This is a genomic window from Bradyrhizobium iriomotense (assembly GCF_018130765.1).
Taxonomy (GTDB): Bacteria; Pseudomonadota; Alphaproteobacteria; order Rhizobiales; family Xanthobacteraceae; genus Bradyrhizobium; species Bradyrhizobium iriomotense_A.
On the sequence record NZ_JAFCJZ010000013.1, the window covers coordinates 197718 to 214194 of the forward strand.

Genomic DNA, 16477 nt, shown 5'->3' on the forward strand with positions numbered 1-16477 from the left:
TGTGACGCAAACGGCCCCGGAACCCACCGGGGCCGTTTTCGTTTGCCCTCGACATTCCGACGCGCGCTCGCTGCGGTGCGGTCCCCGATGGAGGCGCAGATGCAATCACGCCAGCAGACATCGCCATGGCTGCGCCTGATCACCGCTGCCGGAGCGTTGGCGCTGTTTCTCTCCGCCCCCTCCTCGCTCGCACAGCAGCCGGCGAGCGATGACGCGGCCCAGCAGGCCTTCAACAATGCCTGCCGCACCTGTCACTCCGTGAAGGAAGGCGACAACCGCCTCGGTCCCAACCTCAACAAGATCATCGGCCGCAAGGCCGGCGCACTGCCGGGCTACAACTACTCTCCGTCAATGAAGGACGCCGGCTTCGTCTGGGACCAGGACAAGCTCACCCGCTTCATGGTCAAGCCGGACGAAGTCGTGTCCGGCAACAAGATGCAGCCCTATGGCGGCATCTCGGCGGATGAAGCGGCGAAGGTGGTTGCGTATCTGCAGGCAGCAGGCGCGCAATAGGATTGCGGCGCTCTAGGTGCTGGCAGGCTCATACCGTCGCTCGACATGAAACGATTTCGCTGTGATCAGCCAGACATCGTGGATGCGGTGATATGCGAGATAATCAACGTACTGGAGCAGATCGATCCGAACGCGAACCTTCGCCAGGGCTTGCGCCGACGACGCCAGATCAATCAGCAATATCTCCTGAAGGCGCGGTGCATTCTTCGATTTGGGCGACAGCGCCGAGGCCAGCATCGTCCTGTAATCCCGGACCGGCAATATCCGCAATTCGCCATCGCGGAAGCCGTGGAGCTGCGCGGTCGGTGCGAAGACGCGGTCGAATTGCGAAACGTCGTTGTCGTACATCAGCGTGAAGTAGCGTTCGACGGCCTCCAGCAGAGGGGCGATATTCGGGCTTTCGGTCATGGGGCACTCCATCAGCAACAAGATCAGAGCAACCCATCCCACGGAAAGCCGAGGCATGTCCTTGCGAACTGGGCTAGTCTCGGCGGCTCGGGCGCAATATTGCGCCCTTCTCGATCCAACAGGATGCGGTTCATGCCAAAATGCGAGCTGGATGCGATCGACCGGCGCATCGTCACCGAACTCCAGACCAATGCACGACTGACCAACATCGAGCTGGCGGACAAGGTCGGATTGTCGCCGTCGCCCTGCCTGCGTCGGGTGAAGCGGCTGGAGCGGGACGGCTATATCGACGGCTACCGCGCCTCCCTGCGGCGCAGCCGCCTCGGGCTCGGCTTCTCGGCCTTCCTCGGCGTCAAGATCAACGGCCATGCCAACGACCAGGCGCTGGGCTTCGAAAGGACCGTTGTTGCCATGCCCGAGGTCGTAGCCTGTCACCTCGTCTCCGGCGATGCCGATTATCTTCTCGAAATCGTCGTGCCCGAGCTCGAGGATTACCAGCGCTTCCTCGTCGACAAGCTGCTCAATCTGCCGATCGTGCGAGAGGTTCGCAGCAGCATCGCGCTCCAGACGCTCAAGGCCGGCGCGCCTCTGCCGCTGGCGCACCTGGCATCAGCATGATCAGACTGCTCACGCCCGCCGATGCGGCTCTCTATCGCCCCGTCCGGCTGGAAGCGCTCGCGACCAATCCCGAGGCTTTCACCAGCACGCTCGAACGCGAGCAGGACAAGCCGCTCGCCTGGTTCGAGGAGCGCCTCGCAGCATCCGACGTGTTCGGCGCGTTCATCGCGGGCGAGCTCGTGGGCACTGCCGGCTTCCGCCGGGAGGACGGCGCGAAGACCGCGCACAAGGCGGTTCTCTGGGGCATGTACGTGCGGCCGCAGGCGCGGAAGTCCGGCACCGGGCGGCTGCTCGTCGACGCCGTCGCAGCGCACGCTGCAACGCGCGTCGAGCAGCTTCATCTCGTCGTCGTCAGCGACAATGAGGCCGCTTTACGGCTCTACACGGCCGCCGGCTTCGTCGAGTATGGGCGCGGGATGAAGGCGCTGAAGCAGGACGACAGGTATTACGACGAAATCCTGATGGTCTTGTTCTTCGACGGAAGCGATGCGCCGCAGTCCCGGTGATGCGGCGGCCGTCCTACCGGCCGACCGCCCTCCGCCGCTCCCCGATCAGCCTCAGCCACGCCGCCGAGTGAAACGCGCTCATCAGGAGATACATCGGCACCATGCCGCCGAGCAGAGACCCCTGCCCGGCGCCGCACAGCATGTCCGCCGGGCCATCGCCGAGCGCGGCGGTCAGCACGGCCATGACAGCGAAGGTGGGCGTCGCCGCCAAGGCCAGCCATCTGGTGAGGTGGCGCGCGGCCACGACACCATCGCGGCCGGCGGGCGCCGTTGCACTGACGGGACTAGTCACGGCCTTCCGCGGCCTCCTTGCGAAACGCCTTCTCGCCGGCATCCGTGACCTCGACCCATTTCTTGTCGGGCGCGGCGCCTTCCGTGTAGCTGTCGTGCCAGTTCCACCATTTGTAGGTCGGCGTCTGCGGATAGCCCTTCGGCGAATCCTCCCAGACCTCCTGGCGGCCGAGCGGGGTGATGTCGAGATAGTTCCAGGTGCCGCCCATCTGCTCGTCGCCGCGGCTCTTGATGAAATAGGTACGGAAGATGCGCGTCCCGTCGCGGTAGAACACGTTGGTGCCGTGCCACTCGTCCACGCCGAAATCGGCATCGAAGCTGTCGGTGATGGTGACCCAGGGCATGGTCCATCCCATCCGCTTCTTCAGCCGCGCGATGTCGGCCTGCGGCGCGCGCGAGGTGAACACCAGCGTGGTGTCGCGGGCGTTCAGGTGCGAGACATGGGCGACCTGGTCGGCCACCATGGAGCAGCCGCGGCAGGCATGATCGGGCCAGCCGAACACGCCGGGCTCGAAGAAGGCGCGGTAGACGATCAGTTGCCGCCGGCCCTGGAACAGATCAGCCAGACTGACCTTGCCGCCGGGCCCCTCGAACGCATAGGTTTTGGCAACTTCCATCCATGGCATGCGCCGACGCTCGGCGGCCAGGGCGTCGCGGGCACGGGTATGCGCCTTTTCCTTCACGAGCAGTTGCTGGCGGGCGGCCTCCCAGTCCTGCGCCGACACCACCGGCGGGGTCTGCATGGCGGTCTGTCCGTTGGTTCCGGCTCTTTCTGCTGATGTCATCATGACTCTCCAAAGCGTTTGCTTGACGTCCTGCCAACGATTTCTGGCACCAAGCGGTTGCGCGGTGGGAGTAACAAGTGTGGCGGGATTGACATGGAGTCGCTGATCACGGCCGCCGCGCGGGCGCTGGAGGCCGGTGATCCGCTCGGCGCGCTGAACCGCGTGGCGCTGCGCAACGATGCGCCGTCGCTGGCGCTGCGCGGCATCGCGATGGCGCAGCTCGGCGATCTCGCCAAGGCGAAGACGCTGCTGCGCAGCGCTGCGCGTGCCTTCGGCCCGCGCGAGGCGGTGGCGCGTGCAAGATGCGTGGTGGCCGAAGCCGAGATCGCGCTTGTCTCACGCGACCTGAGCTGGCCGGTGAAAACGCTCGCAGCAGCGCGCGCGACGCTCGAGAAGCACGGCGATCTCGCCAATGCGGCCCACGCGGGCCACATCGAGGCGCGCCGTCTTCTTCTGGTCGGGCGGATCGACGAGGCCGAACGCACGCTGGCCGCGCTCGGCAGCTCCCCGCTCCCGCCGGCATCGCAAGTCGTACGCGAGCTCGTGGTTGCCGGCATCGCGATCCGGCGGCTGAAAACAAGGGATGCCCGCACGGCGCTCGACCGCGCAGGCCATGCAGCGCGGCAAGCAAGAATCCCGGCGCTGATGGCCGAGGTCGACAGCGCAAACCTGATCCTCGACACCCCGGCGGCGCGCCTGATCGCGCGCGGAGAGGAACACCCGTTGCTGCTCGGCGAGGTCGAAAGGCTGGCGACCTCGACAGCGCTCGTGGTGGACACCTTCCATCACGTCGTGCGCAGGCAAGGCGTTGCCGTGCCGCTGGGAACGCGACCGGTGCTGTTCGCGCTCGCCCGCCTTCTGGCGCAGGCATGGCCGGCGGATGTCTCGCGGGAGAGGTTGATATCAGGTGCGTTTCAAGCAAGGCACGTCGATGAGTCGCACCGCGCGCGATTGCGCGTCGAGATCGGGCGGCTCCGCACGCAGCTCAAGCCGCTGGCCGACATCAGCGCGACCAGGCAGGGTTTCGTGCTGGCGCCGCGCAAGACACGCGATGTCCTCGTGCTGGCACGGCCCGTGGAGGAGAAGCACGCTGCCCTCCTCGCCTTTCTCACCGACGGCGAGCCGTGGTCGAGCTCCGCGCTCGCCCTTGCGCTGGGGATCAGTCCGCGCACCGTGCAGCGAGCCCTCGAGGAGCTGGCGCGGTCGAACAAGGTCCAGTCGTTCGGACACGGACGTGCGCGCCGCTGGATGACGCCGCCCGTCCCGGGTTTCCCGACAGGCTTGTTACTCCCCACGCCGCTCCTGAAGACGTAAGGTGCATCACCTCACAGGGATCAAGCACATGAAGCGTTCAGCCGCCGAGATCGTCAGGGAATACGGGCCCTTTGCGGGCGTCGAGCACGTGCATGGCGTCACCTATGACGGCACCCATGTCTGGTTCGCATCCGGCGACAAGTTGAATGCAGTCGATCCGTCCAGTGGCAAGATCGACCGCTCGATCGACGTCGCCGCGCATGCGGGCACGGCGTTCGACGGCCGCCACCTGTTCCAGATCGCCGAGGATCGCATCCAGAAGATCGATGCGGCGACCGGCAAGGTGGTCTCCACCATCCCCGCGCCCGGCGGCGGTGGCGATTCCGGCCTGGCCTGGGCGGAGGGCTCACTCTGGGTCGGGCAATATCGCGAGCGCAAGATCCATCAGATCGACCCGGCCACAGGGAAGGTTCTCCGCACCATCGAGAGCAAGCGCTTCGTGACCGGGGTGACCTGGGTTGACGGCGAGCTCTGGCATGGCACCTGGGAAGGCGAGGACAGCGACATCAGGCGGGTCGATCCTGACACGGGCAAGGTGCTGGAGCAGCTCGATCTGCCCGCAGGCACCATGGTCTCGGGCCTGGAGTCCGACGGCGGCGACCGGTTTTACTGCGGTGGCGGAGATCGCGGCAATGTGAGAGCGGTCCGCCGTCCCCGGCGCGGCTAACCCTGCGATACGCGGCAACGGCGCGTTAGCGACCGTTAACCTGTTCGCCCCAATTCCACCCCCTTGGTGCGCTCTAGCGCCCTCCTCGCCCGCCCTGTAAAATCCCCGCCCGGGGCGGCTTGGGGGATTGATGCGACTGACGTTGAATCTGAAGACTATCCTGATCGCCGTCGTCGTGCTCGCGGCGTCGTTCTTCATCAGCCTGAAGGCGATGGACTTGCTGTCGCCGCGCGCGACGAATTCCGCGCCGCCGGTCGCACAACTGCCGCCGTTGCCGCCGGTCGCGAAGAGCTCCGTCGTGGTCGCGCCGGTCGCCATCGCGCTGTCGGCAATCCGCGAGCAGGCCGAGAAGGCCGCGCCGCGCAATTTCGCCGGCAAGGCCGACAATCCGATCTCGCAGATCCTGGAGAACGCCGATATCGGCTGGACCGCCGTGCGCGGCCCGATGGCCGCCGCCGGCGACAAGGACGTGCTGACGATCTCGACGCCGCTCACCGGCAAGCTCAACGTGACGGGCTCGCTGTCGGCAAAAGCCACCGGCGCGCTCGGTGACGCGCTCGGCAGCGTCCTCGGCGGTGACGCAGCGAAACGGATCGGCGCGGTCAACATCAAGAATTTGAACGCCAGCGCCGAGATCAAGGGCAACGTCATCGTCACCTCGCGGCCGAAGCTCGCAGCGAACTGGCATCTCGAGCCCAATCTCGGCGCCCAGGTCAATCTCGGCGACACCAACCTCAATGTCTCCGGCGCCAAGGTCAATGTGCCGGCGCAGGTGAAGCCGCTGATCGACAAGAATGTCGGCGAGCAGATCAACATCGTCTCCGAGCGCATCCGCAACGATCCCTCGCTGCGCGAGAACGCCAAGGTGCAATGGGCCAAGGCCTGCCGCTCGATCCCGCTGCAAGGCTCGGGCAACTCGGCCGCGCTGCCGCCGCTCTGGCTCGAGATGAAGCCGATCCGCGCCATCGCGGCGCAGCCGCGCGTCGATGCGCAGGCGGTGACGCTGCTGCTTGGCCTCGAGGCCGAGACACGCGTGACCTCGGCCCCGACCAAGCCGGACTGCCCGTTCCCCGACAAGATCTCGATCGTGCCGCCGACCGGCACCGGCGTGAACATCGGCGTGCCGATCGACGTGCCCTTCACCGAGATCAACAAGCTGATCGCTGCGCAGATGGTCGGCCACACCTATCCCGAGGACGGCTCGGGCCCGGTCGACGTCACCGTGAAGAGCGTCAACGTGATCCCGTCGGGCGACCGGCTGCTGATCTCGCTGTTGGTGCGCGCCAAGGAAAAGAAGAGCTGGCTCGGTCTCGGCGCGGAGGCGACCGTGCATGTCTGGGGCCGGCCGATGCTCGACCAGGCGCAGCAGACGCTGCGGCTCGCCGACATCCAGCTCGCGGTCGAGTCCGAGGCGGCCTTCGGCCTGCTGGGCGCGGCGGCGCGCGCGGTGGTTCCGCAGATGCAGCAGGCGCTGGTGCAGAAGGCGACGCTCGACCTGAAGCCGATCGCCGCCAACGCGCGCGAGAAGATCGCGGCCGCGATCGCCGACTACCAGAAGAGCGAGGACGGCCTCAAGGTCGACGCCAGGATCGACAGCCTGACGCTCGCCGACATCGCCTTCGACTCCAAGACGCTGCGCGTGGTCGCTGAAGCCGGCGGAACGCTCAACGTGTCCGTGACGAAGCTGTCGGGGATGTAGCGCGTCTCTTCACCGCTTGCGCCGCTGGCATTCTCGCCGCAGGATGCTAGTCTCACACGGCACTGTAGGGGACAACGCGAGGACAACATGGAAGCCGGCATGGTCACGCCTGCGCCGGCATTGGTGCGCTTTTCCGGCATTCAGAAGACCTATGATGGCGAGCACCTCGTGGTGAAGAACCTCGATCTCGACATCAGGAAGGGCGAGTTCATCACCCTGCTCGGCCCGTCGGGCTCGGGCAAGACGACCACGCTGATGATGCTGGCCGGCTTCGAGGTTCCGACCCAGGGCGAGATCTACCTCGCCGACCGGCCGATCAAGAACGTGCCGCCGCACAGGCGCGACATCGGCATGGTGTTCCAGAACTACGCCCTGTTTCCGCACCTGACGATCGCGGAAAATATCGCCTTCCCGCTTTCCGTTCGCAACACGAGCAAGGCGGACGTGCAGGAGCGCGTCAGCGCGGCGCTGCGCATGATCAAGATGGAAGCCATGGCGCAGCGGCGGCCCGGGCAGCTCTCCGGCGGTCAGCAGCAGCGCGTGGCGCTCGCCCGTGCGCTGGTCTTCAATCCGCAACTCGTGCTGATGGACGAGCCCCTGGGCGCCCTCGACAAGCGCCTGCGGGAGCAGATGCAGCTGGAGATCAAGCAGCTGCACGAGACGATGGGCATCACCATCGTCTACGTCACCCACGATCAGAGCGAAGCGCTCACCATGTCGGACCGCATCGCCGTGTTCAACGACGGCATCGTGCAGCAGATCGACAGGCCGGACGCGCTGTACGAGCATCCGGTCAACAGCTTTGTCGCCCATTTCATCGGCGAGAACAATGTGCTGGCCGGCACCGTCGAGACGATCGACAAGGACTTTTGCCGCGTCGCGCTGGCCAATGGCGGCGCCGTGACCGCACGGGCGGTCAATGTCTCAGGCGCGGGCGCATCGACCTCGCTGTCGGTGCGGCCCGAGCGTGTCGCGATTGTTCCGGATGGCACTTCCAGCGAAGGACCGAACCGGCTGCCGGCAAAAGTGCAGAACACCATCTATCTCGGCGACCACGCGCTGGCCGTGCTCGAGGTCGCCGGCAACGGGGAGTTCATGGTCAAGCTTCAACCGGGAGCGCATCACAGCCTCACACATGGCGAAGGCGTGACCATCACCTTCCGGCCCGAGGATTGCTTGGCCCTCGATCCCGTATGATGCAACGATCAACAGAACGCAGATGAAGAAGGAACAAGGACCATGCTGAAGCGCAAGATTGGCAAGATCGCTCTGGGTTTCGCCGCAGCACTGGGCGCCAGCGCTGCGCTGGCCACGGTCGCAGAGGCGCGTGACCTCACCGTCGTGTCGTGGGGCGGCGCGTATCAGGATGCCCAGAAGAAGGTTTATTTCGAGCCGTTCAAGAAGGCGTCCGGCGCTGCCATGAACGATGAATCCTGGGACGGCGGCGTCGGCGTGTTGCGCGCCAAGGTGCAGGGAGGTGCCGCCACCTGGGACGTCGTCCAGGTCGAGAGCGACGAACTGGCGGTCGGCTGCGAGGAAGGCCTGTTCGAGAAGCTGGATTATTCCAAGATCGGCGGCGAGGCCGCCTATATCGCGCCGTCGGTCAATCCTTGCGGCGTCGGCGCCATCCTCTACGATTTCGTGCTCGGCTACGACAAGGACAAGCTGAAAGAGGCCCCGAGCGGCTGGGCCGACTTCTTCGATACCAAGAAGATTCCCGGCAAGCGCGCCTTGCGTCAGGGCCCCAAGACCACGCTGGAGATTGCGCTGATGGCCGACGGCGTCGCGCCGAAGGACGTCTACAAGGTGCTGGCAACCGACGAGGGTGTCGACCGCGCGTTCAAGAAGTTGGACACCATCAAGGGCGACATCGTGTGGTGGAAGGCCGGCGCCCAGCCGCCGCAATTGCTCGCTTCCGGCGAGGTCACGATGACCTCGGTCTACAACGGCCGCATCGACACCGCGAACAAGAACGAGAAGAAGAACTTTGGCATGGTGTGGGACGGCGCGCTCTTCACGCTCGACAGCTGGGTGATCCTGAAGGGCAGCCCGAACAAGGACGCGGCCTACAAGTTCCTCGACTTCGCAGGCAAGGCGGAGAACCAGTCAAAGCTGTCGGAGAACATTGCCTATGGCACGTCGAACAAGGACGCAGCCGGCCGGCTCGCGCCCGCGGTCCTGAAGGACCTGCCGACGGCGCCTGACAACATCAAGAACGCGGTCGAGATCAACGTCGCCTTCTGGCTCGAGAACATCGACCGCCTGACCGAGCGCTTCAACAAATGGGCCGCGAAATAACGCGCCCCGCAAGGCTCGACCCATGACGGATGCGCTCTTACCCGGCGCCAATGCGCAGACCGAGGTGCCGCTCAAGCGCCGATTGAGGCGTGCGGAGCGGGCACGCCAGGTCAAGGCATTGGCGCTGGTAGCACCGCTTCTCGTCTTCCTGCTCTTCACCTTCGCCGGTCCCATCGCCGGCATGCTGTGGCGCGCGGTCGATGACAGGGAGGTGCGCCAGGTTCTGCCGCAAACCATCGCGGCTCTCGCCGATTGGGACGGCAAGGACCTGCCGGACGAAAAGGCCTATGCGGCGCTGGCAAGCGACATCCTGGCGGCGCGCGCCTCCGGCACCGTTGCGATTGCGGCCAAGCGGCTCAACTACGCACTGAACGGTTTTCGCACGATCCTGACCAGCACGGCACGCAATCTGAAGGCGGTGCCGGAGCCCGGCACGGCAAAGGAGACGCTGGGCAAGATCAATCCGGCCTGGCGCGAGCGCGCCACCTGGACGACCATCAAGGACGCCAGCGGCCCGGTGACCGGCTTCTACCTGTTGGCGGCGCTCGACCTGACGCGGAACGCGGACGGCGCGATCGTCGCGGCACCGTCGGATCAAGCCATCTACCGCGACATTTTCGCCCGCACCTTCCTCATCAGCCTCGGTGTCACGGCCCTCTGCCTGATCCTCGGTTTTCCGGTCGCGTATTTGCTGGCGACGCTGCCGCCGGGCCGGTCGAACCTGCTGATGATCTTCGTCCTGCTGCCGTTCTGGACGTCGCTTCTGGTCCGCACCTGCGCCTGGATCGTGCTGTTGCAGAGCAAGGGCGTCGTCAATGACAGCCTACACTGGCTTGGCATCATCGACGAGCCGTTGCGCCTGATCTACAACCGCTTCGGTGTCTGCGTGGCCATGACCCACGTGCTGCTGCCGTTCATGATTCTGCCGCTGTACAGCAGCATGAAGGCGATCTCGCCTGCTTACATGCGTGCCGCCGCTTCGCTCGGTGCGCCACCCCTCACCGCCTTCCTGCGGATCTACCTGCCGCAGACCCTGCCCGGTATCGGCGCCGGAAGCCTGCTCGTCTTCATCCTGGCACTCGGCTACTACATCACCCCCGCACTCGTCGGCGGCGCCGCCGACCAGATGATCAGCTACTTCATCGCGCTCTACACGACCGAGACGGCCAATTGGGGCCTTGCTTCGGCGCTGGGTGCGGTGCTGCTGCTGGCCACCGTTCTGCTCGCCCTCGTCTACGGCAAGCTGGTGCAGGGCCAGCAGGTCACGGGAGGGATGAAGAATTGAGCGACAATTCCTCCCTCCGCACACCCAGCCAGCGCATCGCGTGGACCGCGACCATCGTCATCTCCACGCTGGTGTTCATCTTCCTAATCGCGCCAATCCTTGCGATCATGCCGCTGTCCTTCAGCTCGGGCTCGTACCTGACCTATCCGCTGCCGGGGCTCTCCTTGCGCTGGTATGACGACTTCATCAATTCGCCGCGCTGGATGAATTCGCTGAAGAACAGCATGATCATCGGCGTCGCCTCGACACTGCTGTCGATGGTGCTTGGCACGCTGGCCGCGCTGGGGCTGGCGCAGTGGAAGAGCCGGTTCAAACCGCTCGTGCTGGCTTTCGTGCTGTCGCCGGTCGTCGTACCCGGTGTCATCACCGCGGTGGGCCTGTATTTCTTCTTCGCGCCGATCGGCCTGACCGGCAGCTATCTCGGCCTGATCCTGGCCCACACCGCGCTGGCGACGCCCTTCGTGGTGATCACGGTCGGCGCGACGCTGCAGAGCTTCGACACTAATCTGGCACGCGCCGCCGCCTCGCTCGGCGCCTCGCCGCTGCAAGCGTTCCGCCGCGTGATCCTGCCGCTGATCCTGCCGGGCCTCGCCTCAGGTGCGCTGTTCGCCTTCGCGACCAGCTTCGATGAGGTGGTGATCGTGCTGTTCATGGCAGGTCCCGAGCAGCGCACCCTGCCGCGCGAGATGTTCAGCGGCATCCGCGAGAACATCAGCCCGACCATCACGGCAGCGGCGGTCATCCTGACGACGGTGTCGGTCATCCTCCTCGCGACGCTGGAGGGCCTGCGCCGGCGCAACGAACGGCTCAAGGCCGGCGGCGGCTGACCGGCCCTCTTTTTCTTCCTTCTCCCCTTGTGGGAGAAGGTGGCGCGAAGCGCCGGATGAGGGGTTGCCTCCGCGAATTCAGAAGTAAGAGAAGCGAGCGCGGAGAGAAACCCCTCACCCGTCTCGCCGCTATCGCGGCGAGCCACCCTCTCCCACAAGGGGAGAGGGGAACACCGCTCGCCCCTTCTGATTTTGCATTCCGCTATGGCGCGCTCCGCTTAGCTGCCGCGACCGATTGCCGCTACAACAGTCCCTGCAACAACGCCCGAACAACAACACACAGGGAGAAACAAGATGCAAAAACTCATTGCCGCCGTCGCGGCCGGTCTCGCGCTCGCCGTCACGTCCGGCACCGCGCAGGCGCAGATCTCGGACGATGTCGTCAAGATCGGCGTGCTCACGGACATGTCGAGCCTCTATGCGGATGCGACCGGCAAGGGCTCGCTCGCCGCCGTCGAGATGGCGGTTGCCGATTACGGCGCCAAGGTCGCCGGCAAGCCTGTGCAGGTGGTCGCCGCCGATCACCAGAACAAGCCCGACGTCGGCGTCAACATTGCCCGCAACTGGTACGACAACGACAAGGTCGACGCGATCTTCGACGTGCCGACGTCGTCGGTGGCGTTGCCGATCTCGGCGCTGACGCGCGAGAAGAACAGGATCAACATCAATTCCGGCGGCGGCTCCTCCGACATCACGGGCCCCGCCTGCTCACCCAACACGGTGCACTGGACCTACGATACCTATGCGCTGTCGAACGTCGCCGGCAAGGCAATGGTCAAACGCGGCGAGGATACCTGGTTCTTCGTCACCGCCGACTACGCCTTCGGCATGGCGCTGCAGCGCGACGCCGCCAACGTCGTCAAGGAGAGCGGCGGCAAGGTGCTCGGCGAGGTCCGTCATCCCCTCAACTCGTCGGACTTCTCCTCGTTCCTGCTGCAGGCCCAGGCCTCCAAGGCCAAGGTGGTCGCGCTGGCCAACGCCGGCGGCGACACCACCAACGCTCTGAAGCAGGCCGCCGAGTTCGGCCTGACGCAGGGCGGCCAGAAGATGATCGCGCTGCTGCAGGAGATCACCGACACGCACTCGCTCGGCATCAAGGCGACGCAGGGCCTGATCGTCACCGACGCGTTCTACTGGGACATGAACGAGGAGACGCGCGCCTTCTCCAAGCGCTTCAACGAGAAGGTCGGGCACATGCCGACCATGATCCAGGCCGGCCTCTATTCGGCGACCATGCACTATCTGAAGGCGATCGAGGCCATCAAGACCGACGAGGCCCCGAAGGTGATGGCACAGATGCGCGCGACGCCGGTCAACGACTTCTTTGCAAAGAACGGCAAGATCCGCATCGACGGCCGTATGGTCCACGACATGTATCTGTTCGAGGTGAAGAAGCCCGAGGAGTCCAAGGGCGAGTGGGACCTCTACAAGCTGATCGCCACCGTGCCCGGCGACGAAGCGTTCCGTCCGCTCGACAAGGGCGGCTGCCCGCTGGTGACGCACTAGAAAGTCTTCTCCCTCTCCCCGCAAGCGGGGCGAGGTGAAAGAAGCAAGACACGACAGCGCGCCCGGTGAAAACCAGGCGCGCTTCGTTCAGCCGATCAGAAGCCCATTACTCCGAATACTTGAACTCGGGCATGTTCTTGAGCTCGTCCTTGCTGGCATTGAACACGGCGTGGTCCGGATACCACTTCGACGCGGACGACATCGTGGTCGCCGCAGGCTTGTCGGTGCCGGTCGCAGCGCCCGTCGTCGTGGTCGCGCCGGGCTTGGCACCCGGGCTCGTGCCGGCGCCGCTATAGGCCACGGCCTCGTTGACGAACTTCAACTTCTCGTAGGGCACGGCGACCAGATGCTCGCCCATGCCGAGGAAGCCGCCGACGCCGATCACGGCGATCTTGATGGCTCCGCTCTTATCCATCAGCAGATCGTTGATCGAGCCGATGTTCTCGTTGGCTTCGTTGTAGATCTTCAGGCCCGACATCTTCGAGGCGCGCCACTCACCCGACGCCGCGGTGGTCGTCGTTGTCGCGGTGGCTGCAGGCGCTGCCTTGTCGGTGGTGGCCGTCGGGTTTTGCGCGAACGCAACGGTTGCAAGCAGTGCGGTGCCGGCGAGGCCGGCAGCGATCGATTTCATCAGCATGTTGTCCTCTCCTTCAGCAGCAAACTCGTGAGGAGAGAACAGCGCTGAACACACGCGGTTCCTAAAGATGCGGCAATTTCGCCGCGCAATGATGGCGCTGCATTGCGAGGAAAGTTCCGGCGTCACGCAGGAAACGTCCCCGATGCGCGGTTCCCCGCCGACGATCATGCGCCCTGGGTGAAGCTTGATCGCGGCGGGGAACGCGCCGACCCGCGTCGCGCGAGGTCAGCTCTTGAAGTCAGCTCTTGAAGTCGATCAGGAGCGCGGAGAAATTCGAGCTGCTCGATGAGCTGCCGCTCGCGCCGTAGGACGAGCTCGACGATTGCGACTGCTGCAGCGCCTGCAGGAACTGCTGGAGGATCTCGGCCGTGGTCTGGTCCGTCGAGCTGCTGCTGCTCGTCGAGTCCGTCGACGATGAATCCGAAGAGCTGTCGTCCGGTGGCGGGCCGGGCGGCGGCCCGCCGGCACCGCCCGCACCGCCGGGACCGTTCGCGAAGGCGGACTGAAACACGCCCTTGAGCTCTTCGGCCTGGTCCGAGGTCAGCGTCCCGTTCGACACTTCGCTGGAAATGAGATCGTCGATCTTCGACTGCATGTCCTCCTTGGAGGGACGCGTGCCGCTCGACTGGTCGCTCGACCGGCTCTGCTGGAGCGCGGTGTCGATGTCGGTCAGCGCCGTCGAGAGCGCGGACTGGTCCGACGACGAGATCGTGCCGGCGGAAACTTCCGATTGCAATTCCTGCTGCAGCCGCTGCAAGGGCGACTGGTAGCTACCGGCGGATGCCGCCGAAATCGAGGTCATGATGGCTCCGTGGATTTTGCGGGGTTTCTTGTGTGATCCCGCCACGGTATGGTTAACGGCCTTAACGAGACCTTGCCGCTTCCCTGCCCGGGCGTGTCCCCATGTTGCGTACAGGCCTGCGGAAACAATCTGAAACAAAAATCTTCGCCATTTGGCCCGAATCTTGGACAAACAAAGCGCATGGCCATTCCCAATCCCAACATCCTGGTCGTCGAGGACGACCGCGAAACCCGGACGTTGATTGCGAAGTACCTGCGCAACAACGCCTGCAACGTCACCGCCGTGAGCGACGGCCGCGAGATGTCGCGCGCCATGGCCGATCACCGCATCGACCTCATCATCCTCGACGTCATGCTGCCGGGCGAGGACGGCCTCAGCCTCTGCCGCAAGGTGCGTTCGGAGGCGCAGACGCCGATCATCATGCTGACCGCACGCGGCGAGGACGTCGACCGCATCGTCGGCCTCGAGATGGGCGCGGACGACTACCTGCCGAAACCGTTCAACCCGCGCGAGCTGCTCGCCCGCATCAACGCGGTGCTGCGCCGCCAGGCGGCCGCGCAGGCGGCAAGCTCGATCGAAGGCGCGAGCACGCTCGCCTTCGAGGGCTGGCGCATCGATCTGCGCCTGCGCGAGCTGCGCAATCCGGAAGGCGCGCGCGTCGCGGTGACCAGCGCCGAATTCGACCTGCTCCGCACGTTCTGCGAGCGGCCCGGCCGCGTGCTGTCGCGCGACAGCCTGCTCGACCTCACGCAGGGCCGTAACACCGGCTCGTTCGAGCGCTCCATCGACGTGCTGGTCAGCCGCATCCGCCGCAAGATCGAGCCCAATCCGGCCGATCCCACCATCATCAAGACGGTGCGTTCCGGCGGCTATCTGTTCACGCCACGAACCGAGGCGGTTGCGGCTCCCCTGAGCAGCTGAGGGAACGGCTGTCATGACGCCGTTCCGCTTCTTCCACCTCAAGAGCATCGGCGGACAGATCGCCGCGCTGGTGGTGGCCTCGATCGTCGCGCTGCATCTGATCCTCACCGTGAGCTTCCTGGTGAGCCGGCCGGATCGCGCCGATCCGCCGCCCGACAGCGCGCATCAGCTCGCGGACGCAGCCCTGCTGCTCAACGGGGCCGAGGCGAGCGAGCGGCCGCGGATCCTCGCCGATCTCGCCCGCGCGTTTCCGAAGGCCGGGATCGAGCTGCTCGCGCCCGGCACCGTTGCCGCCGGCGGCGACAGCGAGGGCCAGCACCTGCACAATGTGCGCCGGCATCTCGGCCATCATTACAAGGTGCTCGCGCTTGCGCCGCAGGGCGGCCAACATCGGATCGCGGTCGAACTGCCCGACGGCACCATGGTTGCCGGCCGCGTCGAGCCGTCGCCGCACGGATCGCGGTTCTGGGGCGGGCCTTGGATGATGACGCTGCTGTTCGTGCTGATCAGCGTCACCACGCTCGGTCTCTGGGCCGCCTACGCGCTGGCCGCGCCGCTGTCGTCCTTCGCCAAGGCCGCCGAGAATTTCAGCCTGGACGGCGGGGCGGAGCCGCTGCCCGAGCGCGGGCCGGAAGAGATCCGCTCGGTGGCGCGCGCGCTCAACCGCATGCACGAGCGGATCGCGCGGCTGATGTCGGATCGCACGCGGATGCTGGCCGCGATCAGCCACGATCTGCGCACGCCGATCACGCGGCTGCGCCTGCGCGCCGAGTTCATCGAGGACGAGGGCAACCGCAAGCGCATGCTGATCGATCTCGACCAGATGCGCTCGATGCTGGAAAGCGTGCTCTCGCTTTTGCGCAACGACCGCAAGATCGAGGCGGTGACCCTGGTCGATATCGCCAGCACGCTGCAGCTTGTCGCCGACCAGTTCGGCGACATGGGCCACGTCGTGCACTATGAGGGGCCGGTATCGGCGACCGCCGCAGCGCGGCCCGACGATCTGCATCGCGGCGTCACCAATCTCGTCGAGAACGCGGTGCGCTTCGGCGCCGAGGTCACGATCCGCCTCGACATAGCGGGCACCAAGCTCGTCATCGACGTCGAGGATGACGGCCCCGGCATTTCGGATGCGCGCAAGCAGGAGATGCTGGAGCCGTTCGTGCGCGGCGACGACGCGCGCACCATGGACGAGTCCACCGGCTTCGGCCTCGGCCTGTCGATCGCGCGCGCGATCGCGGTCGCCCATGGCGGCGAGCTGTCGCTGCACGACCGCGAGCCGCACGGGCTGATCGTGCGGATGCAATTGCCGGTGTGGCAGGCTCCGCGGCTCGCGGCCTAGCGCATGATCCGGAAAAGTGTGCAGCGGTTTCCCTCGCGACAAACGCAGAACGCGTTTG

General features: G+C 65.7%; 18 protein-coding genes. 13 read left to right on the forward strand and 5 right to left on the reverse strand.

Features of this window, described 5'->3' with window-relative positions:
* The first annotated feature begins 99 nt into the window (after window positions 1-99).
* Window positions 100-513 carry a c-type cytochrome gene (locus JQ635_RS22765; RefSeq protein WP_246583694.1) on the forward strand — a complete coding sequence of 138 codons (414 nt, stop codon included), beginning with the start codon at window positions 100-102 and terminating at the stop codon, window positions 511-513.
* Window positions 514-525: 12 nt separating this feature from the next.
* Here JQ635_RS22765 and JQ635_RS22770 read toward each other — a convergent pair whose 3' ends face one another.
* On the reverse strand, window positions 526-921 hold the full coding sequence (locus tag JQ635_RS22770) for a nuclear transport factor 2 family protein (protein ID WP_211411999.1): 396 nt from the start codon (window positions 919-921) through the stop codon (window positions 526-528).
* 132 nt (window positions 922-1053) lie between these two features.
* On the opposite strand from JQ635_RS22770, the gene JQ635_RS22775 reads away from it, so the two are divergent.
* Together JQ635_RS22775 and JQ635_RS22780 are read left to right on the forward strand one after the other, a co-directional pair.
* The gene (locus JQ635_RS22775) at window positions 1054-1539 is read left to right on the forward strand and encodes an Lrp/AsnC family transcriptional regulator (RefSeq protein ID WP_211412000.1); all 486 of its coding nucleotides are present in this window, start codon (window positions 1054-1056) and stop codon (window positions 1537-1539) included.
* Window positions 1536-2045, forward strand: coding sequence for a GNAT family N-acetyltransferase (locus JQ635_RS22780; protein ID WP_211412001.1), 510 nt, complete (start codon window positions 1536-1538; stop codon window positions 2043-2045). The genes JQ635_RS22775 and JQ635_RS22780 overlap by 4 nt, the downstream gene beginning before the upstream one ends.
* 13 nt (window positions 2046-2058) lie before the next feature.
* On the opposite strand, the gene JQ635_RS22785 is transcribed toward JQ635_RS22780, so the two are convergent.
* Together JQ635_RS22785 and JQ635_RS22790 are read right to left on the reverse strand one after the other, a co-directional pair.
* Window positions 2059-2337 carry a hypothetical protein gene (locus tag JQ635_RS22785; protein ID WP_211412002.1) on the reverse strand — a complete coding sequence of 93 codons (279 nt, stop codon included), beginning with the start codon at window positions 2335-2337 and terminating at the stop codon, window positions 2059-2061.
* Window positions 2330-3124: a DUF899 domain-containing protein gene (locus JQ635_RS22790; protein WP_211412003.1), complete on the reverse strand. Its 795-nt coding sequence runs from the start codon at window positions 3122-3124 to the stop codon at window positions 2330-2332. The genes JQ635_RS22785 and JQ635_RS22790 overlap by 8 nt, the downstream gene beginning before the upstream one ends.
* 90 nt (window positions 3125-3214) lie before the next feature.
* Between JQ635_RS22790 and JQ635_RS22795 the strand changes: the two genes are divergently transcribed.
* The 8 genes from JQ635_RS22795 (at window position 3215) to JQ635_RS22830 (ending at window position 12717) form a co-directional block, all read left to right on the forward strand.
* The gene (locus JQ635_RS22795; protein WP_211412004.1) at window positions 3215-4435 is read left to right on the forward strand and encodes a helix-turn-helix domain-containing protein; all 1221 of its coding nucleotides are present in this window, start codon (window positions 3215-3217) and stop codon (window positions 4433-4435) included.
* A gap of 28 nt (window positions 4436-4463) precedes the next feature.
* Window positions 4464-5102 (forward strand): Vgb family protein, encoded by a 639-nt coding sequence (locus tag JQ635_RS22800; protein WP_211412005.1) that lies wholly within the window; start codon window positions 4464-4466, stop codon window positions 5100-5102.
* 130 nt (window positions 5103-5232) lie between these two features.
* Window positions 5233-6801, forward strand: coding sequence for a DUF4403 family protein (locus JQ635_RS22805; protein ID WP_211412006.1), 1569 nt, complete (start codon window positions 5233-5235; stop codon window positions 6799-6801).
* An 87-nt stretch (window positions 6802-6888) separates the two neighbouring features.
* Window positions 6889-7998 carry an ABC transporter ATP-binding protein gene (locus JQ635_RS22810; RefSeq protein WP_211412007.1) on the forward strand — a complete coding sequence of 370 codons (1110 nt, stop codon included), beginning with the start codon at window positions 6889-6891 and terminating at the stop codon, window positions 7996-7998.
* Between the two features lie 42 nt (window positions 7999-8040).
* Entirely contained in the window at window positions 8041-9099 is a 1059-nt protein-coding gene (locus JQ635_RS22815; protein WP_211412008.1) for an ABC transporter substrate-binding protein, read from the forward strand.
* 22 nt (window positions 9100-9121) lie between these two features.
* Window positions 9122-10384 (forward strand): ABC transporter permease, encoded by a 1263-nt coding sequence (locus JQ635_RS22820; protein ID WP_211412009.1) that lies wholly within the window; start codon window positions 9122-9124, stop codon window positions 10382-10384.
* Entirely contained in the window at window positions 10381-11211 is an 831-nt protein-coding gene (locus JQ635_RS22825) for an ABC transporter permease (protein ID WP_211412010.1), read from the forward strand. The genes JQ635_RS22820 and JQ635_RS22825 overlap by 4 nt, the downstream gene beginning before the upstream one ends.
* Window positions 11212-11505: 294 nt before the next feature.
* Window positions 11506-12717 (forward strand): ABC transporter substrate-binding protein, encoded by a 1212-nt coding sequence (locus JQ635_RS22830; RefSeq protein ID WP_211412011.1) that lies wholly within the window; start codon window positions 11506-11508, stop codon window positions 12715-12717.
* A 106-nt stretch (window positions 12718-12823) separates the two neighbouring features.
* Here the strand turns inward: JQ635_RS22830 and JQ635_RS22835 are convergent, their stop codons facing one another.
* On the reverse strand, window positions 12824-13354 hold the full coding sequence (locus JQ635_RS22835; protein WP_211412012.1) for a PRC-barrel domain-containing protein: 531 nt from the start codon (window positions 13352-13354) through the stop codon (window positions 12824-12826).
* 238 nt (window positions 13355-13592) lie between these two features.
* Complete coding sequence (locus tag JQ635_RS22840) at window positions 13593-14156, reverse strand: hypothetical protein (RefSeq protein WP_211412013.1); 564 nt, start codon at window positions 14154-14156, stop codon at window positions 13593-13595.
* 180 nt (window positions 14157-14336) lie between these two features.
* On the opposite strand from JQ635_RS22840, the gene JQ635_RS22845 reads away from it, so the two are divergent.
* On the forward strand, window positions 14337-15077 hold the full coding sequence (locus JQ635_RS22845; RefSeq protein WP_211412014.1) for a response regulator: 741 nt from the start codon (window positions 14337-14339) through the stop codon (window positions 15075-15077).
* Between the two features lie 13 nt (window positions 15078-15090).
* A complete protein-coding gene (locus tag JQ635_RS22850) occupies window positions 15091-16419 on the forward strand; it encodes an ATP-binding protein (protein WP_211412015.1) in 1329 nt (442 codons plus the stop codon).
* Window positions 16420-16477: the final 58 nt, after the last annotated feature.